The organism is Streptomyces sp. SID13031, from assembly GCF_010548305.1.
Taxonomy (GTDB): Bacteria; Actinomycetota; Actinomycetes; order Propionibacteriales; family Kribbellaceae; genus Kribbella.
Genome location: NZ_JAAGLV010000008.1, coordinates 14,844 through 40,919 on the forward strand (window position 1 = coordinate 14,844; position 26,076 = coordinate 40,919).

The 26,076-nt window shown below is 68.3% G+C and carries 22 protein-coding genes and 1 pseudogene; 12 read left to right on the plus strand and 11 right to left on the minus strand.

The annotated features are described in order from the left end of the window. Positions 1-10: 10 nt before the first annotated feature. Positions 11-1,006 (minus strand): LacI family DNA-binding transcriptional regulator, encoded by a 996-nt coding sequence (locus tag G3I17_RS17255; protein ID WP_164597382.1) that lies wholly within the window; start codon positions 1,004-1,006, stop codon positions 11-13. Between the two features lie 227 nt (positions 1,007-1,233). Here G3I17_RS17255 and G3I17_RS17260 point away from each other — a divergent pair, with 227 nt between their 5' ends. Then, positions 1,234-1,893 (plus strand): hypothetical protein, encoded by a 660-nt coding sequence (locus G3I17_RS17260; protein WP_164597384.1) that lies wholly within the window; start codon positions 1,234-1,236, stop codon positions 1,891-1,893. A 43-nt stretch (positions 1,894-1,936) separates the two neighbouring features. Here G3I17_RS17260 and G3I17_RS17265 read toward each other — a convergent pair. Then, a pseudogene (locus G3I17_RS17265) lies at positions 1,937-2,134 on the minus strand (cupin domain-containing protein); the annotation flags it as partial. Positions 2,135-2,325: 191 nt separating this feature from the next. On the opposite strand from G3I17_RS17265, the gene G3I17_RS17270 reads away from it, so the two are divergent. Further along, a complete protein-coding gene (locus tag G3I17_RS17270) occupies positions 2,326-3,633 on the plus strand; it encodes an RICIN domain-containing protein (RefSeq protein WP_164597386.1) in 1,308 nt (435 codons plus the stop codon). A 56-nt stretch (positions 3,634-3,689) separates the two neighbouring features. After that, positions 3,690-4,046 carry a VOC family protein gene (locus G3I17_RS17275; protein WP_164597388.1) on the plus strand — a complete coding sequence of 119 codons (357 nt, stop codon included), beginning with the start codon at positions 3,690-3,692 and terminating at the stop codon, positions 4,044-4,046. On the opposite strand, the gene G3I17_RS17280 is transcribed toward G3I17_RS17275, so the two are convergent. Both G3I17_RS17280 and G3I17_RS17285 read right to left on the minus strand, forming a co-directional pair. Continuing rightward, complete coding sequence (locus G3I17_RS17280) at positions 4,043-5,173, minus strand: winged helix DNA-binding domain-containing protein (protein WP_164597390.1); 1,131 nt, start codon at positions 5,171-5,173, stop codon at positions 4,043-4,045. The two genes, G3I17_RS17275 and G3I17_RS17280, sit on opposite strands and share 4 nt — an antisense overlap. Before the next feature lie 13 nt (positions 5,174-5,186). After that, positions 5,187-6,443 carry an alpha/beta fold hydrolase gene (locus G3I17_RS17285; RefSeq protein ID WP_164597392.1) on the minus strand — a complete coding sequence of 419 codons (1,257 nt, stop codon included), beginning with the start codon at positions 6,441-6,443 and terminating at the stop codon, positions 5,187-5,189. Positions 6,444-6,498: 55 nt separating this feature from the next. Between G3I17_RS17285 and G3I17_RS17290 the strand changes: the two genes are divergently transcribed. Beyond that, entirely contained in the window at positions 6,499-7,377 is an 879-nt protein-coding gene (locus G3I17_RS17290) for an exodeoxyribonuclease III (protein WP_164597394.1), read from the plus strand. Further along, positions 7,378-8,544 (plus strand): hypothetical protein, encoded by a 1,167-nt coding sequence (locus G3I17_RS17295; RefSeq protein WP_164597396.1) that lies wholly within the window; start codon positions 7,378-7,380, stop codon positions 8,542-8,544. It abuts the gene before it with no gap. Here G3I17_RS17295 and G3I17_RS17300 read toward each other — a convergent pair. Continuing rightward, positions 8,537-9,037, minus strand: a complete 501-nt coding sequence (locus tag G3I17_RS17300; RefSeq protein WP_164597398.1) for a DinB family protein — start codon at positions 9,035-9,037, stop codon at positions 8,537-8,539. The two genes, G3I17_RS17295 and G3I17_RS17300, sit on opposite strands and share 8 nt — an antisense overlap. A 106-nt stretch (positions 9,038-9,143) precedes the next feature. Between G3I17_RS17300 and G3I17_RS17305 the strand changes: the two genes are divergently transcribed. Next, a complete protein-coding gene (locus tag G3I17_RS17305) occupies positions 9,144-10,175 on the plus strand; it encodes an aldo/keto reductase (protein ID WP_164597400.1) in 1,032 nt (343 codons plus the stop codon). Between the two features lie 12 nt (positions 10,176-10,187). Here G3I17_RS17305 and G3I17_RS17310 read toward each other — a convergent pair whose 3' ends face one another. Beyond that, entirely contained in the window at positions 10,188-10,784 is a 597-nt protein-coding gene (locus G3I17_RS17310; RefSeq protein WP_203590361.1) for a hypothetical protein, read from the minus strand. Then, entirely contained in the window at positions 10,760-11,464 is a 705-nt protein-coding gene (locus G3I17_RS17315) for a M50 family metallopeptidase (protein WP_164597402.1), read from the minus strand. Before G3I17_RS17315 ends, G3I17_RS17310 begins: the two co-directional genes overlap by 25 nt. Positions 11,465-11,666: 202 nt before the next feature. On the opposite strand from G3I17_RS17315, the gene G3I17_RS17320 reads away from it, so the two are divergent. After that, positions 11,667-13,634, plus strand: coding sequence for a S41 family peptidase (locus G3I17_RS17320; protein WP_164597404.1), 1,968 nt, complete (start codon positions 11,667-11,669; stop codon positions 13,632-13,634). A gap of 244 nt (positions 13,635-13,878) precedes the next feature. Next, positions 13,879-14,757: a phosphatase PAP2 family protein gene (locus tag G3I17_RS17325; RefSeq protein ID WP_164597405.1), complete on the plus strand. Its 879-nt coding sequence runs from the start codon at positions 13,879-13,881 to the stop codon at positions 14,755-14,757. Here the strand turns inward: G3I17_RS17325 and G3I17_RS17330 are convergent. Then, entirely contained in the window at positions 14,697-16,919 is a 2,223-nt protein-coding gene (locus tag G3I17_RS17330) for a bifunctional SulP family inorganic anion transporter/carbonic anhydrase (RefSeq protein ID WP_164597407.1), read from the minus strand. The two genes, G3I17_RS17325 and G3I17_RS17330, sit on opposite strands and share 61 nt — an antisense overlap. A gap of 226 nt (positions 16,920-17,145) precedes the next feature. Between G3I17_RS17330 and G3I17_RS17335 the strand changes: the two genes are divergently transcribed. Further along, positions 17,146-17,919 carry an SDR family oxidoreductase gene (locus G3I17_RS17335; protein ID WP_164597409.1) on the plus strand — a complete coding sequence of 258 codons (774 nt, stop codon included), beginning with the start codon at positions 17,146-17,148 and terminating at the stop codon, positions 17,917-17,919. Positions 17,920-17,980: 61 nt separating this feature from the next. Here G3I17_RS17335 and G3I17_RS17340 read toward each other — a convergent pair whose 3' ends face one another. Next, on the minus strand, positions 17,981-20,128 hold the full coding sequence (locus tag G3I17_RS17340; RefSeq protein ID WP_164597411.1) for a fibronectin type III domain-containing protein: 2,148 nt from the start codon (positions 20,126-20,128) through the stop codon (positions 17,981-17,983). A gap of 169 nt (positions 20,129-20,297) precedes the next feature. Here G3I17_RS17340 and G3I17_RS17345 point away from each other — a divergent pair, with 169 nt between their 5' ends. Both G3I17_RS17345 and G3I17_RS17350 read left to right on the plus strand, forming a co-directional pair. Next, a complete protein-coding gene (locus G3I17_RS17345; protein WP_164597413.1) occupies positions 20,298-21,890 on the plus strand; it encodes a lysyl oxidase family protein in 1,593 nt (530 codons plus the stop codon). 152 nt (positions 21,891-22,042) lie between these two features. Beyond that, the gene (locus G3I17_RS17350; RefSeq protein ID WP_164597415.1) at positions 22,043-22,741 is read left to right on the plus strand and encodes an SRPBCC domain-containing protein; all 699 of its coding nucleotides are present in this window, start codon (positions 22,043-22,045) and stop codon (positions 22,739-22,741) included. Here G3I17_RS17350 and G3I17_RS17355 read toward each other — a convergent pair. Next, a complete protein-coding gene (locus G3I17_RS17355) occupies positions 22,735-24,252 on the minus strand; it encodes an MFS transporter (RefSeq protein ID WP_164597417.1) in 1,518 nt (505 codons plus the stop codon). The two genes, G3I17_RS17350 and G3I17_RS17355, sit on opposite strands and share 7 nt — an antisense overlap. A 135-nt stretch (positions 24,253-24,387) precedes the next feature. Here G3I17_RS17355 and G3I17_RS17360 point away from each other — a divergent pair, with 135 nt between their 5' ends. Beyond that, positions 24,388-25,260 (plus strand): LysR substrate-binding domain-containing protein, encoded by an 873-nt coding sequence (locus G3I17_RS17360; RefSeq protein ID WP_343238337.1) that lies wholly within the window; start codon positions 24,388-24,390, stop codon positions 25,258-25,260. On the opposite strand, the gene G3I17_RS17365 is transcribed toward G3I17_RS17360, so the two are convergent. After that, a complete protein-coding gene (locus G3I17_RS17365) occupies positions 25,257-26,039 on the minus strand; it encodes a UbiA family prenyltransferase (RefSeq protein ID WP_164597419.1) in 783 nt (260 codons plus the stop codon). The two genes, G3I17_RS17360 and G3I17_RS17365, sit on opposite strands and share 4 nt — an antisense overlap. Positions 26,040-26,076: the final 37 nt, after the last annotated feature.

Sequence of the window (26,076 nt, forward strand, 5' to 3'; positions counted from 1 at the left end):
CTCCGCATGTTCAGTTCGGGGTGCTCTCACGGACGACGAGCTCGACCGGAAACAGTTGTCGGTGGCCGCTTGCCGGGCTTCCCCCCAGCAGCAGGCGGGTGGCGGCTGCGGCCATTTCCTCGACCGGCAGGCGCATCGTGGTCAGGGGTGGGTTGGCGCAGACGGCGGCGATGCTGTCGTCGAAGCCGATGATGCTCACGTCGTCGGGCACCCGTCTGCCGCCGGCGGTGATGGCCTGGACGGCTCCGGCGGCCATCAGGTCGCAGGCGACGAACATCGCGTCGATGTCCGGGTGTTGTTCGAGCAGCCGGCGCGCGGCGTGGTAACCGCCGTCGCGGTGGAAGTCGCCGTCGGCACCCACGCCGGTCAGGCCAAGACGTTCCACCGCTCGCCGGTATCCGGTACGTCGGTCGATGGCGCAGGGATTGAGGGCCGGTCCGTGGATGGCGGCGATCCGGCGGCGGCCCAGCTCATGCAGATGGTTGACCGCGGCGTACGCGCCGCCGATGTTGTCGGCTTGTATGCCGGGCACGGACGAAGCGGTGGGCACCATCGAAACGACGCGGCCGCACCGGCGGTAGTAGCGGGCAGCCAAGGCTGGAGTGATGTCGGCGAGAATGGCCCCGAGGGTAGCGTTCGCGGCGAGCTCGTCGATCGCTTCGGCGGCGTTCTCCTGGCCTACGGCGTGCAATCGCAGTTGTGCGTTGGCGCCTTCCAGGACGGGCATGATGCCGGCCAGGACGCGGCTGAAGTACGGATGTGTACCGAGCCAGCCGATGCCGGGGCCATAGGTCACCGCGATGACGTCGACGGCGCGCCGGCGGCCGGTGGCCAGGGCTCTGGCGGTCTCGTTGGGCTGGTAGCCCAGCTCAGCCACGGCCGCGTTGACCCGATTGCGCAGCGGCTCCGACGCGCCGGGCACCTTGTTGATCACGCGGGACGCGGTCGCTCGGGACACGCCGGCCGCGCGCGCGACGTCCTCGATCGTGGGCTTGTAGCTGCTCATTTGGGGGCTGCACTCTCCATCACGGCGCGTTCAAGTCGCGTAGTGCACCGAACGGTAGACCTGAGAGCGCTCTCAGGCGAAGCGGTCAGGCTGCGGCGAGGAGGCCGGTGTTGGGCTACGGCGGTGGCTTCGGTGCGGGTGGTGACGGTGTCCGTTCGTTCTGGAGCAGCTATGGTCGTCGGTCCGAGTCAGCAGGTAGGACAGTCGAGTAGGTCATGGAGTCGCTCATGCCAGATCCGGTCAGCACAGCCTCCTGGACGACCGTTGTCACCGTGGCCTTCGGCTCTTCCGTGCTGGGGACCACGGTCGGCAAGTTGCTGGATCGCACCGGTTCCCGGACCGAAACGATCCGTGCGGGGTATGCCGACGCCACGAAGGCATTGAATGCGTGGGGGCAGTTCCCGTACCGGATACGCCGGCGAGTCGATGACACTGCGGAGACCTTGGTCAGGCTGGAGGCGCTCGGGGCCGAGATCCAGGAGGCGCTCGCCTATGCAACCGGCTGGGTGAGCGCGGAGAGCAGTGAGCTCGGCGAGATCTACAACCGTCTCGTCGAGCTGTTGCGCGCCGAAGTAACCCTGCACGCACGGGAAGCCTGGGCCAGCCCTCCGGCGGGCGTCGCGTCCGCGATGAATATCTCGGGCAACCCACACGACGGTGGCAAAGCTGTCCGCACCACCGGGGTCATCCCCGCCGAGTGGGTGGTGGTCCAGCTCTTCTCCACGACCATCCAGTACCGCATCGGCTGGCGCCGCTATCTCTGGATCCGGCCGCTACTGCGTCGGCGCCTTGCCCGGCGTCGCATCACCGCGCAAGCCGAGGCCGCATTCGGTGAGCGATCGGGCCGTCTCCTCGCGCTGCAACTGAGCGAGTCGAAGACACCTTGAGAAGCGCCCGCGCGTGATCAGCCCGAGGTTATGGGTGTGCAGGTCAGTCGCGGTTGGTAGTGGCTCGAATGTGGGCTGTTTCGCCTTGCTTGCCGATCAGGCTCAGGGATTCGACTGAGCTGGTGGGGGTGGAGCCGAACCAGTGGGGGGTGCGGGTGTCGAATTCGGCTGCTTCGCCGGGGAGTAGGAGCATGTCGTGTTCGCCCAGGACCAAGCGCAGGGTGCCGTTGAGAACGTAGACCGCCTACGTCATCGCCCGCGGCCCGCGCCGGTCGCCGGGCTCGGAGAAGTCCGCAGTACCGCCCGATGAACAACACGCGATACACGCTGAGCCACTTTGACGGGCTGCGCACAGTTGGGCACGCTGTGTGCGGGACGCCTCGGATCCGCACCGCCCAGCCGGATCGAGGTGATACGCCGGAGGTACCTGAGATGGTTCTTCGCACAGTCCGATTGCTCAGTGCCGCCCTACTCGCGATGGTCTGCGCAGTAGGGACAGCACAAGCGAGTCCGGCCGCCGATCCACCGACCGGGGCGGTGATCTTGGTGAGCGTGCCCAACGGACGGGTCGCCGACCTGGACGGGGGCGGGGTCGACGAGGGCCACAAGCTCCAGGAGTGGCCCGCGAACGGGACTACCGCTCAGCAGTGGCAGGTAGTGCGAGAAGGAGACCGCTACAAGATCAAGCTCGCCTCCAACCAGGCCTGGTGCCTGTCCCGCGATCAGGCGAGAGCGGTACTGCGCAGCTGTGGTAACGCCTTGTCCGCTTGGGATTTCGAGGATCTCGGGGGTCGCTACCGGATCAAGCATCCGTCCGGTGGCTACCTGCACGTCGTTACGACCAGCCCGTCCAACGGGCGCGAGTTGGTCGTGAACGACGACTCGGGAGCCGGTGCCGAGTGGTATCTCAACGGGCTCGACGTCCCGCGCCGGGCGATGCCGGCGGACCCCCGGCTCGACCAGGTCACCTTCCTGGCCGCGCACAACGCGATGGCCAACACGGACGAGGGGTTCTGGGGCCGGTTCCCCAACCAGTCGTACCGGTTGAAGGACCAGCTGACCCAGGGGGTGCGCGGTCTGCAGATCGATGCCTACGCGTACCAAGGTGACGTCCGGATGTGCCACGGCAGTTGCTGGGGCAACGAGCGCACGCTGACGGCGGGCCTGCAGGACGTGGTCGACTTCCTCAACGCCAATCGCGACGCGGTCGTCACGTTGTTCATCGAGGACTACACCAGCGTCGAGGAACTGCGCACGGTCGTTGCCCGCGTCAACGGGTTCGCCGATCGCGTCTTCAACCCCGGCCAGGCCGGCGTCCGGCAGAACGGCTGGCCGCGCGTCTCCGAGCTGGTCGCCCAGAACCGCCGTCTGCTGGTCTTCTCGCAGCGCTCCGGTCGCGACTCGTACGGCGTGATGTTCGACCGGGACTGGACCGCCGAGAACTACTGGTCACTCGGCTCGGGCGGCGGTGACGTCCAGTGCTACAGCCGTTGGGACGAGGTGCCGCTCGCCAAGGAGGAGCCCGGCTTCCGTCGCCTGTACTCGATGAACCACTACCGCGACATCCCGTCTGAGGGCTCGGCCACCGCCGACAACGGCACCAAGCTCAGCGACCGCGTACGCCGTGTCTGCGGCCCCGTCGCCGGCCGCAAACCCAACTACGTCGCCCTCGACTTCTACCAGAAGCCCGAAGGCGGCGCCGTCCGCAACCTGATCGCCGACCTCAACACCTACTGGTAGCGGCTCTCCAGCTATGCGGACGTACATCGTCCGCATAGCTGGGTACCGTGCAAGGCATGGCTATTGGACGATTTCCGAGTGTTGTTCTCGACTGCGCGGATCCGGTCGCGCTCGCGGAGTTCTATGGTGCGCTGTTCGATTGGGAGGTGAAGGCCTCTCCGGAGTGGGGCGAGGTGCGGGCGGACTATGGGCAATGCATCTGCTTCCAGCCCGTCGAGGGCTACCGGCCGCCCGCATGGCCGGGGCAGGACGTACCGCAGCAGATGCACCTCGACGTGATGGTCGAAGACCTCGACACCGCGGAGGCAGCTGTGCTCGAGCTCGGCGCGACCAAACCCGACCACCAACCCGGTACGACGTTCCGCGTGTACCTCGACCCGGCCGGGCACCCCTTCTGCTTCTGCGTCGACTAGCCGGCCAGCAGGCGCGTGTCTCCTGCCGGGAGGCTTGACCACCAGCGGTTGTAGCGCGTGTAGACGCCGGGCTCGCGGTCGGCCAGGAAGGTGACGAGCGCTTCGGCCTCGGCGGCTAAGGCCTTCCAGACCTTGGCCGGTAGCGGGCGGAAGGCCGTCGCCTCGATGCCGTCGGGGGTCGGGCGCCAGAGGCCGGCGACGTGGCCGTCGACCAGAAGCGTGGGCAGGACGTCGCCGTTGGTGCGGGTAACGACGGACTTGTACTCCGCGGGCACGATCCGCGAGCGATCGTCGTACGCGAGCAGCGTGCTGTCCCACATCGCCATCAGGCGCGGGGGAGCAGGCGTGTTGGCCGGCGGCCGTGGCGCATCCGGTACGTCGTACAGGTCCTTGCCGTCGGGTCCTTGGAGGACCGTGAGCCTGTCCCGCAGCGACTCGACGGCGTCGCGGGCCCGGGCTCGCTGGACCGAGGCGAACTGGGCGATGTCGGGGATCGACGCCGGCCCGAAGCCTTCGAGATAGCGCCAGACGAGCGACTCCAGCGCGGTCGCGGCGTGCTCGGCGGAGTACAGGCCGGGGAGACGGGCCGCGGCGACGTACGCCGGCCGCTGGCCGAACGACCAAGGGCCGCCGGTCGGGGCGTGGAACATGGGCGCGAAGCTGCGGATGCCCCACCACGCGTCCTTGCCGGGGATCTCGCTGTGCTCGCCGATCCACCCCTCGATCTGCGCGTTGCTGCGTGGCTCCGCGAGGAACTCCAGCAACCCCGGGACCAGCTCGTGCGCCTGTTCAAGCGTCAACCCACCGGCGCGCTCTTTGGGAAGCCGGGTCCGCAACGTCGGCTGCATCGCGACGTGCATCGGCAGGTGGTCGTCCAGATGCACCGTATGCAAGGTGAAACGCATCAGCGTCGCCTTCACCAGCTGCCCTTCGGCGAAGGCGGTGTCCAGCTCGACCGGATCGAAGTCGATCAGCCGGTTCCACAGCGCGATGTACGGCGACGCCGGGTGCTGCGCCTGGATCGCGACGATCCGCCGCGTTCCCTCGACAGCACCGACCGCCTCCCGCTCGAGCAGCAACTGTCGGGCCAGCGTCGCCCGGTTGAGTTCTTGGGCAGTGATTCTCATCGAGTGGATTCGCTCATGCCGGTGGGAGGTCTGCCGCGATGGCGAGCAGGCGATCCAGTACCGACCCGCCGGACGCGCGACCGCCGTCGTGCTCCCACTCGTTGGTGACCCAAGCCTTGAGGTTGCCGATTCGCGCGGCCGTCTCCAGGGACAGCCCGGCGTCGACGTACATGTCGTCATGCCAGACGGCGGCTGCCACGGGGACACGGTTGGCCTGCAGTCGCGGTACGTCGTACAGGGGAGTCCAGTCGGTCGCCGTGGCGAGCAGGTCGGCCGCCTCCTTGAAAGGGCGCAGCAACGCGGTCTCCTCGAGCATCCAGGGGTAGATCATCTCGCCGGTGAACAGCAGCGGCGAGCCGTCGCCGTCGAACTCCGAAGGGCGCAGCCGCGAGGCGGACCAGTTGGTCGGGCGCTCATCCTGCCCGTAGATGCTCTCGTGCAGCACTGTGAAGATCGGGTTGAGGAGCGTGCGGTTCATGACGCTGTAGAGGAAGTCGGCGGCCAGTTCGCCGTCGTCCCAGGCCTCGTCGATCAGCCAGTGCAAGGTTTCGGCGTGGTCGCCCATGCCGAGTCCGAGGCCGAGCAACTGGAACCGCCGGACGGTCAGCGGGTCGCCATCAGGGAGCCGTACGTCGTTGTCGCGCAGGTGATCCGCGATCCGGCGTACCCGCTCGACGTCCTCGGGGTAGCGCTGGTAGTACGTCTCCACCTTGGCGCGCACTCGCGGATATGTGCGGCTGTAGACGTCGTCGGCCGTCGTGTCGAGGCCGGGCAGGCCGCCCATGATCAGGCAGGTCTTGAGCCCTTCGGGTGCGAGCGAGAGGTAGGTCAGCGTGATGAAGCCGCCGTAGCTCGTACCGAGGGTGGTCCACGGCTTGTCGGGGCTGAGCTGTGCCCGGATGAGCTCTGCGTCCCGCACGATCGAGTCGGCGCGGAAGTGGCGCAGGTACGCCGCCAGGTCGGCTGGCGCGAGTCTGGACGCAGTACGGGCTGTCACCGGAGTACTGCGTCCTGTGCCGCGCTGGTCGAGCAGGAGCACCCGGTAGTCCTGGGTGGCCCGGCCGAGCCAGCCACTGGCCGACATGGGCCGAGGGGAGGCGCCGCCTGGACCGCCTTGTAGGTATACGAGCCAGGGGAGATCAGCATCGACCTTGGTCGCGGCAACAGCCTCACGAGCCAGTACTTCGATGGTCGGCCCGTCCGGTTGCGAGTGGTCGAGCGGAACGGTGAACACGTGATCGGTGACAACAAGTCCAGGAAGTCTCGGCACCGACCCATTCTCCCAGCCGCCTGAGGTCAGCCGGTCAGCGGCTAACGTAGGGCGGGTGCGAGTAGCCACCTGGAACGTCAATTCAGTGAAGCAGCGGATGCCGAGGTTGTTGGACTGGCTGGACGAACGGCAACCGGACGTCGTCTGCCTGCAGGAGACCAAGCTGGCCGACGACGCATTCACGAAGCTGCTCGGTGACGAGCTGTCCGGCCGCGGGTACGAGACCGCCGTCTACGGCCAGGCGCAGTGGAACGGTGTTGCGCTGCTGTCCAAGGTCGGGCTCGAGGACGTCGTCACCGGAGTCGCCGGGGCGCCGGGCTTCCCCGACCCGGAGGCGCGAGCCATCGCCGCGACGTGTGGAGGGATCAGGATCCACTCGCTGTACGTGCCGAACGGGCGCGAGCCGGACTCGGACCACTACCAGTACAAGCTGGCCTGGCTCGCCGCGTTGCGGGACGTCGTCGTCGCCGCCGGCCCGGCCGAGCAGATCGTCTGCGGTGACATGAACATCGCGCCGACCGATGCCGACGTCTTCGACCCGGCGGCGTTCGCCGGGTCGACCCATGTGACCGCGCCGGAGCGGCAGGCGCTCGCCGACCTGATGGCGACCGGGCTGCACGACGTCGTCCGCGATCGCTGGCCGACCGAGCGGGTGTTCAGCTACTGGGACTACCGTGCCGGTATGTTCCACCAGGACCTCGGGATGCGGATCGACCTGATGCTCGCGTCCAGCCCGGTGGCCGAGCGGGTGAAGGCGGCCTGGATCGACCGGAAGGCGCGCAAGGGCACCGGCCCGAGCGACCATGCACCGGTGATGATCGACCTGGACACCGCGCCCGACGGCGATATCGGTCCGGTCGTACCACCGCCGTCGGCGCCGCGTGGTGCGCGTGGCGCGAAGAAGACGACCCCCAAGCTCCCGCAGAATCGCTGAATGAACGGCCTCCGCCTGGCCGCGCTCGTCAGCGCGCTCGTACTCGTGATCTCGGGCTGCACCGATGACAAGGCTGCGCCGCCGCCACCGAAGCCGGTGGTGTGGACCAAGGTCGAGTTGCCGGCCGAGCCCGTCGTACTGACCGGGCACGGCGATCAGTTGCTGATCGGGCTGCGTGATCGCGGTGCGAAGGTCGTGCCGAGATTGCTGCTCCAGCAGGCGGACGGCAGTCGGCAGGAGATTCGGGTGGCGGCCAAGAGTCCGTACGCCTTCGAGGCGGTCTGGCACTCGATCGCGTACGACGGTGAGCGGTTGCTCGCGCTGGGTGGTGCTGCGGGTGGGGCGCACTCCAACATCCGCTGGACGGTGTGGAGCGGCTCGGCCAAGAGGTTGACGGAGTACCCACAGGAGTTCGACACGTTCGGGGGGCAGGCTGCGGGGCCGTTGTACTCGGCGATCATCACGCCCGCCGGTGAGGCGCTGGCTGGTGCGTGGGGGAGTGCGCAGACCGGTCTGGATGGCGCCGTCTGGTTGCCGGTGTCCAGCACCAAGTGGGTGCGGCAGTCGTCGGCGAAGACTCCGCTGGAGAGCGTGCCGTCGCTGCTGCTCAGCCCGGGCTACGGCGTCGCTGTCGGCAACGGAATCCTGCTGACCGGCTCGCAGACGCGGCTCGCTCCGAACGTCGTCAAGGAGGAGGCGGTGATGTGGCGATCGACCAGCATCAACCAGGGGTGGAGCCGGATCGAGCTTCCGGAGCTCGGGGAGCGTAGTCAGGGCAACTCGCTGTCCTGTACGACGCCGGCGTCCTGCACGATCGCCGGGTTCGCCGACGGCAAACTCGCGCTCTGGCAGCTCGACGGGAATCAGGGCAAGCGGCTGCACAACGTGCCGCCGATCGCGGTCGGCGACAACGCCAAGCTGCCGCCACCGGTCGACGACGGTGGGCACCTCTACCAGGTCGTTGCGGAAGGCAACAAGGTGAAGGTGGTCAGTGGCCACGGCGACAGCTGGACGGTGCAGGAATCTATCGGACAGGAGTCGGCCGGGCAGGAGTCGAGCGGGCCGGCAGGCGTCGTGACGGATGCCACCCTGGTCGGCAAGACGCTCTACCTGATCGCCGGTCCGGCCGGCCAGCCCGCGTCCCTCTGGAAAACCACGCTCAGCTGAGCAGGCCCCGGACGTACGCGGCTTGGCCGGCGTGTTGGAGGTCGTCGGCCAGGACGCTGATCAGGCGCACGCCGAGGGTCACCGGCGGGTCCCAGCGCTTGTCGACGACTCGGTCCAGGTCGTCGTCGGTCAGGCCCTTCAGGTACTCGAGGCTGCGGGCGTGCACCGCGGCGTAGTACCCGAGTAGTTGCTCGCTCGACAGGTGGACCGCGGCAACGTCGGCGGAAGTGTGTGCGTAGCCCGTGTCGGCGGCGTCGAACGGTAGGCCGAGCCGCTCATGCCAGCCGTCGGCCGTGTGGACCTGCTCATACCCGCCCGCGTCGGCGAGGTGGTCGTCCTGGATCCGGCTCAGGTGCCAGACGAGCCAGGCGATCGAGTTGCCGGTCTGCCCGGGCCGGGTGGCGAGCACTTTGTCGTCGAGCCCGTCGGCCGCCTCATGCACGGCCTCCTGGATCCGGCCGAACGCGTCGAGCAGCAGTTCGCTGGTGTTCATCTTTTCCCCTTCGTCACGCGGACATCGTCAGGCTACTTGCCGCCTCCGACAATCCGAGCCAGGTCTAGTGTTGTCAGCACAAACCGGTTTCGAGCGAGGAGCAGTCGTGGAATACCGCACTCTGGGCAGCAGTGGCACGGTCGTGTCGACGTATGCGCTGGGCACGATGACGTTCGGCAACGAGACCGACGAGGCCGGCGCGCACGAGCAGCTCGACCGGTACGTCGAGGCCGGTGGCAATTTCATCGACACGGCCGACGTGTACACGGCCGGCGCCTCGGAGAACATCATCGGCGGCTGGCTGGGCAAGTCGGGCGCGCGCGACAACGTCGTACTGGCGACCAAGGGGCGCTTCCCGATGGGGGACGGGCCCAACGACATCGGTACTTCGCGGCGGCACCTGCGCAAGGCGCTCGACGCGTCGCTGACCCGCCTCGGCGTCGACCACGTCGACCTGTACCAGCTGCACGCGTGGGACCCGATCACCCCGCTCCAGGAGAGCCTGAGCTTCCTGGAGGATGCAGTACGGGCCGGGAAGATCCTGTACGGCGGCCTGTCCAACTTCACCGGGTGGCAGCTGCAGAAGGCGTGCGACCTGATCGACCGGCGCGGGTGGTCGCCCCTGGTGACGCTGCAGCCGCAGTACAACCTGCTGGTGCGGGAAATCGAGTGGGAGATCGTCCCGGCCGCGCAGGAGAACGGCCTCGGGCTGCTGCCGTGGTCGCCGCTCGGTGGTGGCTGGCTGACCGGCAAGTACTCGTTCGACGAGGCGCCGACCGGCGAGACCCGGCTGGGTGAGGACCCGGACCGTGGCGTCGAGTCCTGGCACCGCCGCAGCCAGAACCAGCGCGTGCGCGACGTCGTGGACGCGGTCCGCGCGATCGCCGAAGCACGCGGCATCTCGATGGCGCAGATCGCGCTCGCCTGGCTCGTCGACCGCCCGGCGATCACCTCGGTGATCCTCGGCGCCCGCACGATGACGCAGCTCGACGACAACCTCGCCGCGGCCGGCCTGCACCTCACGCCCGAGGAGACCCAGCGCCTCGACGAGGCGAGCGACCCGGGCGCGGCCGACTACCCGTACGGCGGCCCGGGCGTCGACCAGCGCGACCGACCGATCGCGGGCGGCCGGGGCTAGTACAGCAGGGCACTAGTTGCTAATGGCCAGGCGGAGAGCGGCGTACGAGGAGACCAGCGCGCGCCGCTCTTCGACCAGCAGCCGGTCGTCGAGGTTGCAGCCGGCTGCGACCCAGCTGTCGGAGTAGTCCATCGCGTCGACGCGATGAGCGGCCGCTGGTCGTACCGCGTCCTGGTCGGCGCCGTAGACATACGAATAGAGCTCGACCAGCGCGTCTTCCAGCTGTGCCCGGGTGACGCTGTCGTCGTGCTGATGCGCGCGGTGGATCCGCCACCACTCGACCTCGAGCCTCGCCGCCTTGGCCGGATCGAGGTCTTCGGTCTCGGCGACCAGCGCGTAGAAGCGGCGCATGTACGCCCGCGCGCCGTCTGGCTGATTGTCGGGGAAGGGCGCCCACAACTGGTTGGCCTTGAGGACGTACCAGGCGCCGATGAGCGTTTGCGTCGGACTCATCCCGAACCCGGCGGCGACCAGCCCGACGGAGCTCCGCAGGAACTTGAGCCAGTCGCGGCGGTAGTACGCCACCCAGGCGTCGGTCTCCCGGTTGCCCACCAGGACGGGATCGAACGAGCGCGGACCCGCCATCAGCTCGGCAGCAGGCCGGACCACGCCACGCCGATGGCCAGGCAGGCGAGGGTGAGGATGCCGAAGAAGCCGACCCAGAGGATCGCCGGTACGCCGGTGAGCCGGCGAAGCTGATCGGCATCGGAGCTCCGGCCGCCACCGTGCCGGCGGGAGCGCTGCAGCTCCAGTACTGCGCGCGGAGCCGCGAGGAGCAGGAACCAGGTGAGGAGATGCGCGAACCCGGACTGCACCTGCTCCGAGCCCCACCAGGAGACGCCGAAGACGATGGCCCCGAAGGCGAGCACCGACCAGAGGCCGAAGAGGTTGCGGATCTGGAGTAGCAGCAGGAGCAGTGCGAGCAGGAGACCCCAGAGGATGGCGACCGCGTAACCGCGGCTGAGAACGAATGCGGCCGCGAGACCGAAGAGCGCCGGGCCCGGATAGCCGACCAGGAGCACGGCGATCATGCCCACGCCATCGGGCTTACCGCGGGAGACCGTGACGCCCGACGTGTCCGAGTGCAGCCGGATACCGGCCAACTGACGCCCCACCAGCAACGCGATCAGCCCGTGCGCACCCTCATGAGCAATCGTCACAACTTGCCGAGTCTGCCGCCACACGGGACGCCACGCGATCAGCAGCAACGCGGCGATCCCGGTACCGATCACCAAAGCCGTCGAGGCGTCCGGCTGCACGCTCGTAATGTTGTCCCAAACCTCACCCATCACCCCATCCTTGCAGGCAGGTGGGTAACCCCCACCCAAGGCATCCCCCAGTTAGTTACCACGTAGGTCCGGCCGTCAGCCGCTCCAAGGGAGATGGACAGGTTTTTGGTCGGGACAACGAGCCGTTGACATCGCCTGGGGTCCGCAGGACGGTGGACTGATCGCGGCCCAGGGGTGGGGCTGCTCTCGATGGGGGAAAGTCATGTCGCAACCACGCAAGACCGCTACGAAACCTGCCAGGCAGCGCCTGACCAGGAAAACGACCGCCGGCAAAGCAGCTGAGGCCGCAACCGTCCCGCTGTCACAGTTCCTCAAGACGGCGGGATCGCTGACGCTGGGGCAACGCAGACTGCTCGTCGACCAGGCTCTGCTGCTGCTCGACCAGAACTACGTGCACCTGCCGCTCAAGGTCGCGATGCACGCCGTCAATCCGTTGCAGCGCCTACGGGTGATGCGCGCCAGGCTGGAACGCCAGACCGCCGAGGAGATGGGGGCGGAGTGGATCTTCCACCGGCAGATGTCGAGCATCTTCCACTCGGTCCGGGATCTGCACACCAACTACCTGCTGCCGGCGCCGTTCGCGGGCAAGATCGCCTTTCTCCCGTTCATGATCGAGAAGTGCTTCGACCAGACCGGTGAGCACTACCTGGTCGCTCGGGTCGTCACCGGTTACGCCGCCCCCCAGTTCGGGGCCGGCGCCGAGGTGACGCACTGGAACGGTACGCCGATCGCCCGCGCCGTCGCTCTCAACGGAGCCCAGTTCGCCGGCAGCAACGAGGCCGCGAACCTGGCCCGCGGACTGGAGTCGCTGACGCTGCGCCCGCTCGTGATCCAGTCGCCACCGGACGAGGACTGGGTGAGCTTGAGCTATCTCGGCCTCGACGGCTCCGCCCAGGAGCTGCGCGAGCAGTGGAAGGTGACGACCAACCTGCCACCGATGACCGACCTCGACGCGCTCGCGCCGGCCTCGGCCCTGATGGGGCTCGACCTGGATTCCGACGAGAAGGCACGGGCCAAGAAGGCGCTCTATGTCCGCGAGGTCGTCGAGCTGGAGCGCGGCCAGAGCTCTGCCGAGCTGGCCAAACCTCAGGCGGTCGGCGGCGCGGACCTGCCGACGACGATGCCCGGTGTCTTCCGCGCCCGCGAAGTCGTCACCGCGCACGGCACCTTCGGTCAGCTGCGCATCTTCACGTTCAGCGTGAACGACCCGATCGCCTTCCGCGACGAGTTCGTCCGGCTCGCCGCGGCGCTGCCACAGAACGGCCTGATCGTGGACGTCCGCGACAACGGCGGCGGGCATATCTTCGCGAGCGAGTTCACCCTGCAGACGATGACGCCGCGGCACATCTCACCGGAGCCGGTGCAGTTCATCAGCACACCGCTCAACCTGCGGATCTGCCGCCGGCACAAGGACAACCCGGCCGGTATCGACCTCGGACCGTGGTTCGACTCGCTCGACCTCGCCACCGAGACCGGCGCCGCGTACTCCGCTGCGAAGCCGATCACCCCCGAAGACGGCGCGAACGCGATCGGCCAGACGTACTACGGCCCGGTCGTGCTCATCACCGACGCGCGCGTCTACTCGGCGACGGACATCTTCGCGGCCGGGTTCGCCGACCACCAGATCGGCCGGATCCTCGGCGTCGACGACAACACCGGCGCGGGTGGCGCGAACGTCTGGACGCACGGCCTGCTCGCCACGCTGCTCAACGAGCCGCCGCCACCGGACTCGACCTCGCCGTACGAGGCGCTGCCCAACGGCGCGAACATGCGGGTGGCGATCCGCCGCACCCTGCGCGTCGGTGAGTTGTCCGGCAGTCCGGTCGAAGACCTCGGTGTCCGGCCGGACTCGACCCACAAGATGACCCGCCGGGATCTGCTGGAGGGCAATGTCGATCTGCTCGACGCCGCCGGCGCGATCCTCGCGGCGATGCCGAACCGCCGGCTCGATGTCTCCACCTCACGCGCCGGTACGACGCTGACGGTCGGACTGGACGTGGACGGCCTCGACCGGGTCGACCTGTACCTCGACGACCGCCCGATCAGCTCCGAAGACCTGGCCGGGGCCCCGATCAGCATCGACATCCTCGACGTCGCCGCCGGCCAGCTCCTTCGAGCAGACGGCTACTCCACCGGCGAGCTGGTCGCGTCCAGGCGGCTAACCGTCTGACCGGCGGCCACCGGCCGCTCACTGTCTGACCGGGTTCGCCCGCTGCCCCTTCCGTTGCCGGAAGGGGCAGCTCCGCTGTGATCTCCTTCATATAGTTCGCAACTATCAGCAAGTTACGATAATTTGAAAGGACGGCAGTGCGGTCCAGATCACACAGCAAAACGAATGACCGTTCTTGATTTCCCCTCGCCTCCAGGCGCAGGCTGACTCATAGAACGAGCGTTCGGTTTCCAGGGAGGGCAACATGGCGCACACAACTCTCTGCCGGCCACTGGCTGTACCGCTGGAGGGTCTGCCGCCGCTGTCTCCACCCTCGGAGCACCACACCCGGTTCAAGCGCATCGCCCGCGAGATCGCCCTGCTGGCCGTGCTCTTCGGCATCTACAACCTCGGCCGGCTGTTCTCGGCTCATCACGCCGGCTCCGCCTTCGTGCACGCGGACACGGTGCGGCACGTCCAGGACTGGCTCGGTCTGCCCACCGAGGCGCAGGTCCAGCACCTCGCGCTGCAGGTCCCCGACCTCGCGCGGGCAGCCAACCGGTACTACGCGAGCGTGCACTTCCCGCTGACCGCGATCGTGCTGGTCTGGTTGCTGATCCGCCGGCCCGTCGAGTACGCGAAGTTTCGCTGGGCGCTCGCATCGCTGACTGGGCTGGCGCTGATCGGGCACCTGGTCTTCCCGCTGGCGCCGCCGCGGATGTTCCCGCAGTACGGGCTGGTCGACACCGCGCAGCTGCTCGGGCAGTCGGTCTACAACGCCGATGCCGAGAGCGGGCTGGCGAATCAGTTCGCGGCGATGCCGAGCCTGCACGTCGGCTGGGCGTTCCTGGTCGCGGTGTTCCTCATCCGCACCACCAAGTCCCGCTGGCGCTGGCTGTGGATCGCCCATCCGGTGATCACGTTCGCGGTGGTCGTCGTGACGGCCAACCACTACTGGCTCGACGGCCTGATCGCGATCGGGCTGGCGATCCCGCTGGTACTGATCTTCGACAGCCGGCGGGTGCGCCGGGACAGCACACCCGCCGGTGCCACTCAGTTGACGGCCACTCAGTTGGCGGCCGCTCAGGTATCGGCCGGTGGCGGCGCCGTCGTGGCCAGCTCCTCGTCGGCACGGACCAGGTAGGGCTCGCGCTCGAGGACCAGCCGGGCAGCGGCCGCGCCGATGTCGAAGTACAGGCCGACCAGTTCCAGCCGGCCGGCCTCCTCGGCCTTGCGGACGCAGGCGAAGCTGCGCAGATTCTCCAGCTGGACCGCCACGTTGGTGACGGACAGCTTGTCGGCCGGTGACAGTTTGATGCCCGTCACCGGGTCGATGATGTCGGGCAGCGCGGCGGACCGGCGGACCGACTTCTCGAGATGCTTCAGCCAGGTCCGCAACGCGGAACCGTCCTGACCCGATGCCCCCAGCGCGGCTCCGGCCGCACCGCAGTGCGAGTGACCGCAGACGACGATCTGGGCGACGCCCAGTACTTCGACCGCGTACTCGACCGCCGCGTCGACAGAGTTGCTGTTCGACCCGTACGGCGGGACGAGGTTGCCCACGTTGCGGACGCAGAACTGGTCGCCCGGTCCGGTCGTGGTGATCATGTTCGGCACGATCCGCGAATCGGCGCAGGTGATGAACAACTGCGTCGGTTTCTGGCCGTCGGCCGCGAGCCGCGCCATCATCGGCCGGATCGGATCGGCCGACGCCTCGAACTCGCGGATCCCGTCCAGCATCGCGGCCCGCTGGTCGAGCTCCGGTACCACCTGGTGCTGCGGCTGCCAGGGGATGATCCGGCGCCCGATGTCGCCCTTCATTGCGGCCCGGAACGCCGCCCGATTGAGGACGACCGAACCGCCGCGCGCGAGATGCCCGCGTCGCCAGTCCTCGATCGCCTCGTACGCCGCGTGGTCCAGGTGGTTGACCTGGAGATCCACCTTGACGGCCGCACCTACCGGGATAGTGCGCAGCGTCCGGATCAGCGACGCCACCCCGAGGAAGACCAGCGTGCCGCGGATCCGGACGACCCACACGCCGTCCTCCTCGGTCGCGGTGACCGTTGCCTTGGTCAACCGGTAGAGCACCCGGCCGAGCGCGAGGACGAGCCCGGCGAGCACTCCCTCGGCCAGCCCGAGAACGGCGACGCCGGCCGCCGTCACGACGTACACGAGAAGCTCGTCGTGACGCCGAAGGGTTCGGATGTGGGCCATCTGGACAAGCCGCAGGCCGGTGACGAGCAGGACGCCGGCCAGTGCGGCCATCGGGATCAGCTCGAGCATCGCGCCCGCGGCGAGCACGAAGACCGCGATCCAGATGCCGTGCAGGATCGCCGACGCCCGGGTGCGGGCACCCGCGGCGACGTTGGTGGAACTGCGCACGATCACCCCGGTGACGGGCATGCCGCCGAGGGCGCCGGAGATCGCGTTCGCGGCGCCCTGGCCGATCAGTTCGCGATCGAGGTTGCTGCGCTTGCCGCGATGAAGCTTGTCCACGGCAACGGCCGAGAGCAGCGACTCGACGCTGGCGACGAGTGCGACGGTCAGGATGGCCGTCGCGATCTGGAGCGGGCCGCCGTGCGGCACCGCGGGAGGGATGAGCTCCTTCAGGGGCGAGTCCGGCAGGTTGACGCGGGTGACGTCGACCATGAACGTGGCGGCCAGCGCGGTGACGGCGACCACCGCGACCAGCGGCGCGGGAACGATGCTGACCCGGGGCAGTCTGGGCCAGACGAGCAGGATCACGACGGTCAGGATCCCGACCAGTACGGAGCCGGCGTGATGGGCCAGCAACTGCTCGGGAAGCCCTGCCACGTTGGCGATCAGGGAACTCTGGGCCTGGCCGCCGAGCACCACGTGCAGCTGCTGGACGGCGATGGTGACACCGATTCCAGCCAGCATGCCGTGCACCACGGCGGGGGACAGGGAGAGGGCGAGCCGGCCGATGCGGGTGACGCCCAGCAGGATCTGCAGGAGGCCGGCTGCGCAGGTGATACCCGCGGTGGCGGCCCAGCCGAACTGCGTGGCCAACCCGGCCACGACGACCGTGAGGCCGGCGGCGGGGCCGCTGACCTGCAACGGGGAGCCGCCGAGCGCGCCGGCGACGATGCCACCGACGACGGCGGCGACGAGCCCGGCGATCAGCGGGGCTCCGGATGCTGCGGCGATCCCCAGCGACAACGGGATCGCGATCAGGAAGACGACCAGCGAGGCCGGTACGTCATGTCGAAGGATGGACCTCCAGGAACTGCGGTCGCGCGCAGGCTCGCCTGAAGGCGGTGAGTGGTTGTGAGAGATGCTCGGCACGGGTGCCTCCGGCGTTGGGTGCTGACAGCAACAGAACGTCGAAACAAAGAGTGTCGATCTGAGTACCCATAGTAACCGGGCGATCAAGGGCCAGCGAGCAGTAATTCCAATTCGTTGCCGATCGCCCCTAGATAGTTGCCTTCTGCACCCGGCTTCGGTGACCGAAGCTGCGGGGATACGCTCGCGATCGGCACACAAACGCGCAGAGAGTCCGGAGGAACGCGAAGTGGATCTGCAACTGTCCGGTCGGATCGCAGTGGTTACCGGGGCGAGCAAGGGGATCGGGCTGGCCTGTGTCGAGGCGCTGGCCTGGGAGGGGGTGCGGGTGATCGGGATGTCGCGTGATGCCGGCAACCTTGCTGCCGCGCAGGAGAAGCTGGCGGAGAAGGGGTTGGAGTTCGAGGTCGAGGCGGTCGATCTGACGGATCCGGAGGCGACGGCCGCGGCGTTCGAGCGGGTCGGTGTTCCGGACATCCTGATCAACTGCGCCGGGGCTGCCCGGCGTACGCCGGCGGCTGAGTTGGACAGCAAGGCGCTGCATGCGGCGATGGAGGCGAAGTACTTCACCTACATGCACGCCACCGAGGCGGTCATCCGGGGGATGGCCGAGCGGGGCACGGGCGCGATCGTGAACGTCGTCGGTCAGGGCGGCCGGGCGGCGAACCCGATGCACATCGGCGGCGGCGCGGCCAACGCGGCGCTGATGCTCGCCTCCGTCGGCTATGCCAAGGCATACGCCGACCGTGGCGTCCGGGTGAACGTGATCAACCCCGGGCTGACCAAGACCGGACGCGTCGACGAGGGCCTCGAGGCCGCGGTCCGGGCGACCGGGCGGCCGAAGGAGGAGTTGCTCACCGAGCTGGTCGCCGAGATCCCCTTGGGCCGGGCGTGCGAACCGGCCGAGGTGGCCAATGTCGCGGTCTTCCTTGCCTCACCGCGGGCCAGCTACGTCACCGGCTCGATCATCACGATGGACGGCGGCCTCACCTCAGCGATCTGATCCCAACGCAGAGGGCCGGTGCCGCGCAGCGCGCAGTACCGGCCCTTCGCGGAGGGATTGACTAGACGGTGATCCAGTCGATGTCGGCGATGTAGCCCGACGGATTGGAGACCTTGATCGAGTTGGCGCCGGCGGCCAGCTTGATCGGCAGGTAGACGACCTGCGGCGTACCCCAGTCGTTGTCGCCGAGGCCGTGGTAGTTCACCCAGTAGCTGTCGGCGTCGTTGATCGTGAGCATGCTCTGCCGGCTCGTATCGCCGTCGGTATAGGCGATCTTGACCAGGTAGGTGCCGGCGGTCGGCACGGTGATGTCGTTCAGCGTCACCGAGGCGTCGTAGCCGATGTTGCCGACCTTCTTGCCACCTGAGCAGAGCGTGCAGCCGTTGGCGCTCGCGTTACCGGTCAGTGTGCTGTTCGCGGCCTCCGCCTCGTATCGGACCGGGCCGCCCGACTTGGCCGTGAACATCGTGACCGCGGCGCTGGCGTCGGACGACTTGTTGCCGTTGACACCCTTCACCTCGAACTTGTACTGCGTCTGCGGCAGCAGCCCACTGACGACGGCACTCGTCGTCGTGCTGGTCGCCACCTGCTTGCCATTGGCATAGACCTTGTACGACTTGGCCTTCGTACTCGGCTGCCAGGTCAGCGACACCGTGGTGCGGCTGACATCGGTCGCCGTCAGGTCGGCCGGCTTGCTCACCGAGCCGGCGCTGTTCGGGGTGATCTTGTAGAGCTTCGAGCCGTGCGCGGGCAGCGCCGCGGAGACCTGGCCGGACACGTTCTTGGTGTTCTGGTTCGCCCAGATGTCGCGGACGGTCGCCTTGCCGGAGACGCCCAGCTGCCCGAAGTCACCGGTCACCGTGGCCGGAGTCTCGGCCAGGTTGAACAGACCGACAGTGATGCTGCCGTCGGCGTTCTTGGCGTACCAGGTCTGCTGCAACTGGTCCTGGTTCAGCGGCCGCGCGGGGTTGCCGCTCTGGTTGATCGCGATCACCTCGCGGTTGGTCAGCAGCTTGAGACCGTACGCGTCGAGCTTGGTCAGGTCGTCACCGACGAACAGCGGGGCCGCGTTGATCGCCCAGAAGGTCATGTAGCTCTGCCGCTCGGCCTCGTTCAGGCCGTCCATCTCGCCGACGCCGACGTTGATCGCGTCCAGGTTGTTCCAGTGCCCCGGTCCGGCGTCGTCGATCCACTGCGGCAGGTCCCACCAGCGCTGCTTCACCGAGCCGTCCCAGCGGACGATGGTGTCGCAGTAGCACTCCACGTCGGTGTCGATCCGCCAGCCGTTCGAGTTCGCCTTCCAGGTGTCGGCGTACCGGTGGCTGAGCGACCAGGACAGCGTGTACTGCATCGGGCGGCCGGCGTTCTGGACCGAGCGCCACCAGGTCTCGACGTCCTCGGTGTTGTTGTGGTTCGGGTCGTCCGGCGCACCCTTCCAGGAGCCGGGGCCGACGCCGTCCATCTTGATGAAGTCGACGCCCCAGCTCGCGAACAGCTTGGTGATCGAGTCCGCGTACTTCGCCGCACACGGGCTGGCGTAGTTGATCTTGTACGCCTGGTCCCAGCCGTTCGTGGTGCGGAGGTCGGGGTAGACGATGTCGCGGGTGAAGCAGCCCGGCGCGTTGTAGATCGGCGTGTTGCCCTCGCGGTAGACGTCGAAGCCGAGGCCGACCACGGTGTAGATGCCGAACTTCAGGCCGAGCTTGTGGATGTCGTCGCCGACGGCCTTCATCCCGCGCGGGAACCGGGTCGGGCTCGCGATCGGTCGGCCGTACTCGTCACCGCCGCCCTGCCAGCCGGCGTCCACGTTGATGTACTCGTAGCCGAAGGCCTTGAGCTTGGTGGCCATCGCGTTGGCCTGGGCGAGGATGTTCTTCTCGCTGATGAAGCTGCCCGGCCCGTCGGGGTTCACCCCGGGATAGTTGGTGGACTGGAGGCTCCAGCTGCTCCAGCCCAGGTACGGCTTCGCGGCGACCTGCGGGTACTTCGCCGGTACCGGTGCTTTGGCGTTGGGCGCCTCGACCGGGGCCTTGCCCTGGAAGCTCTTGTCCGGCTCGACCAGGGACGGCTTGGGACCGGGCAGTCCGGCGGTCTGAACGCTCGCGTTCGCGTTGGCGTACGAGGCTGCTGCCGATACCAGGGCGACAGCGGCCACGGTGACCACACCGGTACGGCGCAGGCGGCGCCTCGGCGGTCGGAGTTCTGACATAGGTGTTCCTCCGTCTTGAGGCGGGACGTGGGCCGAGCCTAGGGCTGTTTAATTTACGGGGTCAAGTAACAGGAGGCGGTAACTGTGGGTGATGGCTGTAACGCAATTGCGACGCAACTGAGATCAACATTCGGGGGGAGCCAGAGGTCAGTACTCACGTAAGGGATCGATGGCCCGTGTGAGGCGGGCCGGCCCGAACGGGAGGGGATTGATCATCAACATTTCACGCAAGTTCGGTCGTACGGCGGTGGCCGTGACCGGAGCCGCGACGCTCGTGGCACTCGCGGCGGGGGCCGCGGGAGCCGCGACCTCGACCACGCAGGCAGCCGCCGAGCCGCAGTTGAAGCTCGTCGCCGGCGCCACCGAGGTGACGCTGGACCGGTACCCGGAGGGCGGTGGCGTCGTCCTGGACCTCGGCACCCACCTGGTGGCCGGGAAGAACCCGATCGAGGTGCGCGCGACCCGCAAGACCTACAACGACCCGGTCGTCGCGAACCAGATCGTCAACGGGAAGCCGAAAGCCCTGCCGAAGGGTGCGGTCACGGACTTCGGTGGCCTGGCCAAGTTCCTGCACCTGACCATCACCGATGCCAAGGGTAAGAAGGTCTACGACAAGGACCGCAGCTTCTGCCTCAACGGCGAGGGTTCGCGGACCCGGCCGGACGCGCCGGCCACCTCGCCGTACCCGTCGGGATGCGGGGGGAACCCGTTCACGCTCGGCGCGGTCTGGGGCCTGCAGGCCGGCTGGTCGTCGAACACCACCAGCTACTACAACAACGAGGAGGTGGACCTGCCGGTCGGCAAGTACACCGCCAAGGTGTCGGTCAACAAGGTCTACAAGGACTACTTCAAGATCGGCGCCTACGACTCGGCCGTGACGGTCAACGTCACCGTCAAGGACGTCGAGGACTGTCACGGTGACGGTCACACCGACGGCTGCAAGCAGGCGTTCGCGCAGGCCAAGGCCAAGGCGCTGACCAACGCCGGCGTCGCGTCGAAGACTGCCAAGACCGCGGCGAAGCCGCACGCGCAGCGGCCGGCCGGGAAGGGCGCGGTGCCGAAGGGCCCGAAGCCGGACCTGCGGTCGGTACCGGCCTGGGGGATCGAGATCGCTCCTGGCGACGAGGGCACCCCGGATGCCGACAAGGACTTCCTGGCCTTCTCGGCGACTGTGTGGAACGCGGGTCCGTCGCCGCTGGTGCTGGACGGGTTCCGGCAAAAGGGCAAGGACCTGATGGACGCGTACCAGTACTTCTACGACGCGAACGGCAAGGAGATCGGCTACCAGAACACCGGCACGATGGAGTGGGACCCGCGCGAAGGCCACACCCACTGGCACTTCACCGACTTCGCCCGCTACAGCCTGCTGAACGCCAAGCAGACCGAGGTCGTCCGCAGCCAGAAGGAGGCCTTCTGCCTGGCCGCGACCGACGCCATCGACTACACGGTCAAGAACGCCAACTGGAAGCCGGACAACACCGACCTGCACACCGCCTGCGGCGGCCACACGTCGCTGTCGGTCCGCGAGGTGCTGGACGTCGGATCCGGCGACACCTACGCGCAGTTCCGGCCCGGTCAGTCCTTCGACGTGACGAACCTGCCGAACGGTGAGTACTTCATCGAGGTACTGGCGAACCCGGAGAAGAAGCTGTTCGAGGCCAGCACGACGAACAACGTGGCCCTCCGCAAGGTGATCCTGGGCGGCACCCTGCACCACCGCACGGTCAAGGTTCCGCCGGTCGGCGTGATCGACGCTCCTTGATCCGGTCTCGCTTCCCCGTTGCGCTCGGGGACGCGAGCCCGCTCCTTGGCAGCCCCTGACGGGTTGCCCACAAGGCGGCCCTTCCTGGGGGAGGGCCGCCTTCGCGTTGCCCGACTAGGCTGGCCACCTTCGAGGACCACGGGAGGCTCACGATGACCGAGGAACGCCGGATCGAGGCCGAGATCCCGCTGGACGCAACACCCGAGCAGGTCTGGGACGCGATCGCGACCGAGGCCGGGCTGACCGCATGGTTCGCGCCGATGGACCCGGCGCCGGACGAGAACGGGCGGATCGCCGACGGCGAAGTACTGCGCTGGGAGCCGGGTCGCGGGTTCGCCATCCAGACCGGGACGGGTGCGTTCGAGTATCTGATCGAGGCGCAGGACGGTGGCTCGACGGTCCTGCGCTTCGTCCAGACCGGGTTCCAGGGAGACGACTGGGAAGCGGAGTACGAAGCGACCGCGCGCGGCTGGGATCTCTACTTCCACACCCTGCAGGTCTATCTGTCCGGCTTCCACGGTGAGCCGGCCACCTATGTCGTTGCCGAAGGCCCCGCCTGGTCGGGCACGGCGGAGGCCTGGCAGAAGCTGTGCGAGGCCGTCGGTGGCGAGGTCGGCGCGAAGGTCGAGCTGGACGTCTACGGGCTGGGAGTGGTGGTCGGCGAGGTCGACTACCAAGGTCCGAGCCATCTGGGCATCACGACCGAGCACGCGCTGCTGCGCTTCCACGACCGCAGCCTGCTCGGCATGCCCGTTGCCCTCGGCCACCATTACTTCGGTGCGAACCAGGATGCCAAGCGCCTGGAGGACGCCTGGCAGTCCTGGCTGACCGAGTTCTTCCTGGCTCAGTGATTCAGCGGTTTCCTTCTGGTACGCCGAGGGTGCGGGTGATCGCCGGAGCGCTGATGCTGCCGCCTGGCGATCGTGCGTGGCCGCTCGACCCGCGGCGCCGCCGGCCGCTCGACCAGTACTTCGGTCTGCGTCAGCCCGAGTCGCGGCGGCAGCAACCACGGTGAGCGGGTCTGCGGCCGGACCACGACCACCCGGAACCGGCCGGCCCGGGCGAGCTTGATCCCGATCGCGATCGTCGCGACGGCCGGGACCATCCCGGCGAGCAGCAGCCCGGTCCGGGCACCCCAGTGCTCGGCGACCCAGCCGACGGTCGGTCCGCCGATCGCGCCGCCACCGATGAAGACCAGGTTGTAGATGCCGGCGACCCGGCCGCGGAGTCCGTCGGGAGTGGTCAGCTGAACCATCGACTGGGCCGCGGTCAGGAACATCAGCGTCGCCATCCCGAGCGCGGCGAGCAGCGGCAGGAACGTCCACAGCGACGGCTGGAGCGCGGCCGCCATCTCGGTCACCGCGAGGATCGAGGCGATCCCGACCAGGTTGCGCAGTCTGGTCGGCCGGACTCTCCTTGCCGACAGCAACGCTCCGGTCAGGGAGCCGACGGCAACGACGGAGTTCAGTACGCCGTACCCGGTCGCACCGGTGTGGAAGACGCGGTCGGCGAACGCGGTGAGCGTCACTGGGAGGCTGATCGTGAACATGCCGTAGACGCCGACCAGAGCGATCGCCCACCGGACGGCCGGCTCATGGAACGCGTACCGCACGCCGTCTCGCAGACCGTCGCGGATCCGGATGCCGGCGCTGGCCCGACGGGCCGCTTGCAGCCCGGGCATCTCGTGCTCGCGCATCATCAGCAGCGCGGAGATCGAGCCGAAGAAGGTCACCGCGTTGAGCGCGAAGGCCCAGCCGGTACCGACCGTGCCGAGCAGCACGCCGCCGAGCGCCGGGCCGATCAGGCTGCCGAGTTGGAACGTCGACGAGACCATGCTGATCGCGTTGCGCAGTCGTTCCTTGCCGACCAGTTCGGTGACGAAGGACTGCCGGGTCGGGTTGTCGACGGCGGTCGCGAGTCCGAGGAACAGTGCCAGCGAGTAGACCTGCCAGACCTGGACGCTGCCGACGAACGCCAGCGTGGCGAGGATTGCGGCCGCCGTGCCCATCGTGGCCTGGGTGACCAGCAGGACCTTGCGCTTGGGGAAACGGTCGGCGATCACCCCGCCGTACAGGCCGAGCAGGAGAGTGGGCAGAAACTGCAGGGCGGTGGTGATGCCGACCGCGGTGGCGCTGCCGGTCAGCGTCAGGACCAGCCAGTCCTGGGCGATGCGCTGGACCCAGCCGCCGGTCGAACTGACGAACAGGCCGCTGACCAGGAGGCGGAAGTTGCGGACCTGCAGAGCGCTGAAGGTCTCCCGGAAGCCCGGTCGTTTGCGGGCGTCTTCGGGGCTGCTGCCGGCGGTGCGATGGGTATGGAAATCGGGGACGGGGTGGACAGAACCGGTGGCCCGGGTGGTCAAGAGTCATCCCTAGGGAAGTGGACTTGGCAGGGGAGGTCTCCTCCATCCTCACGGGCTGAGACTGGATTCCGATAGCGAATTACTCCTATTAGTCTTATTGCGTACCGCAATGACCCTGCTTGGTGAGGAGTGCTGGTGGCCTACGATCCGGACCAGTTGCGAACGTTCCTGGCGGTCGCGCAGTCACTGAGCTTTACCCAGGCCGCGGAACGGCTGGGCATCCGGCAGCCGACGGTCAGCCAGCATGTGCGCAAACTCGAGACGGCGGTCGGGCGGCCGCTGTTCGTCCGCGACACCCGGACCGTCACGCTGACCGCCGACGGGGAGGCGATGGCGGGTTTCGCGCGGACGATCCTCGCGGCGCACGAGGAGGCGATGGGGTATTTCACCGGCTCGGAGCTGCGTGGCCGGCTGCGCTTCGGCGTCACCGACGACCTCGCGCTGACGCCGTTGCCGCGGATCCTGCGCGACTTCCGCCAGCTCTACCCGCGGATCGATCTCGAGCTGACCGTTGCGCAGAGCCCCAATCTGCTCCGCCGGGTCGAGTCGGGTCACCTGGACCTTGCCTACGTCAAGCACAGCCTCGGCGGCGGGTACGAACCCAACGGCCGCGTCGTCCGCCGAGACCCGCTGGTGTGGGCCGGCATCTCGGGCACTCGCATCGCTCCCGATGGTCCGGTGCCGCTCGTCGCCTATCAGGCGCCCAGCATCAGCCGCTCGCTCGGCGTCCAAACTCTGGAGCAGGCCGGTCGCTCCTGCCGGATCACCTGCATCGTGCGAGGCGTCAACGGAGTGCTGGCCGCGGTTCGGGCCGGGCTTGGGATCGCCATCTTCGCCCGCTCGCTGATGCCGGCCGACCTGGTGGAGCCCCCACCCAGCGCCGGGCTGCCCGAGCTCCCTCCCATCGACCTGGTCCTGATCACCAATCCCCGAGCCGCCAAGGAGCCTGCCGAGGCGCTCACGGCGGCGATCTTGGGCAGCAACGCTCCGCTCAAGCCGGCCGACTAGCGAGTCAGGGCGTCGCCGCGGAGTACTAGGGCGAAGATGCTGACCGCGGCCACGGCGATGGTCACCAGGAACGGGGCGTTCTTCCACAGCACGATTGCCGCGAGCAGTACGGCGACAACAACGAGGGTGGCCCAGCCGATTGCGCCCACGGCGCCCGGTGGAGCGACGACCAGGAGCGCCGTGGCGACGGCGAGTGGCAGCGGCGCGGCGTACCGGGCTAGGCGGCCCAAGCGCTGCGGCCAGCCGTCGACTCCGGTGGCCAGATCATCGGCAAGGTCAGGTACGACGTTGGCCAGGTGCGCCCCGACGCCCAGGAGGGCCGTGGCGGCGGAGGCCCACCATGGTGCCCACGTGTCGGAGGTACCGAGGGTGACGAAGGACGGCAGCAGGCCGAAGGCGACGGCGTAGGGGAGCCACGAGATGCGCGTCGACTTGAGCCTCAGGTTGTAGCCCCACGCGGCCGCCACGCCGACCAGGTGCGCCAACCCGGCGAGCACGCCGCTGGCCAGGGAGAGTGGGACGCAGGCAACGACCATCAGCGTGGCGCCGATCCACAAGGTCCGGCGACTCACCAGTCCGAGCACGATTGGTTTGTCGTTTCGGTGGACACTGGTGTCGCGGGGTGCGTCAATCGCGTCATTGCTCCAGCCGATCGAGAGGTGGCCGGTGAGGATTGCTGCGGCGACTAACAAGCATCCGAGGGCGTCTCGGCCTGCGGACCATGCGACGACGGTGACCAAGGTGGTGACGGCAACAGTTGGTCCGGGATGGCTCGCCATGGCGAGGCCCCGTGATACACGCAGTTCGACGCTGAGC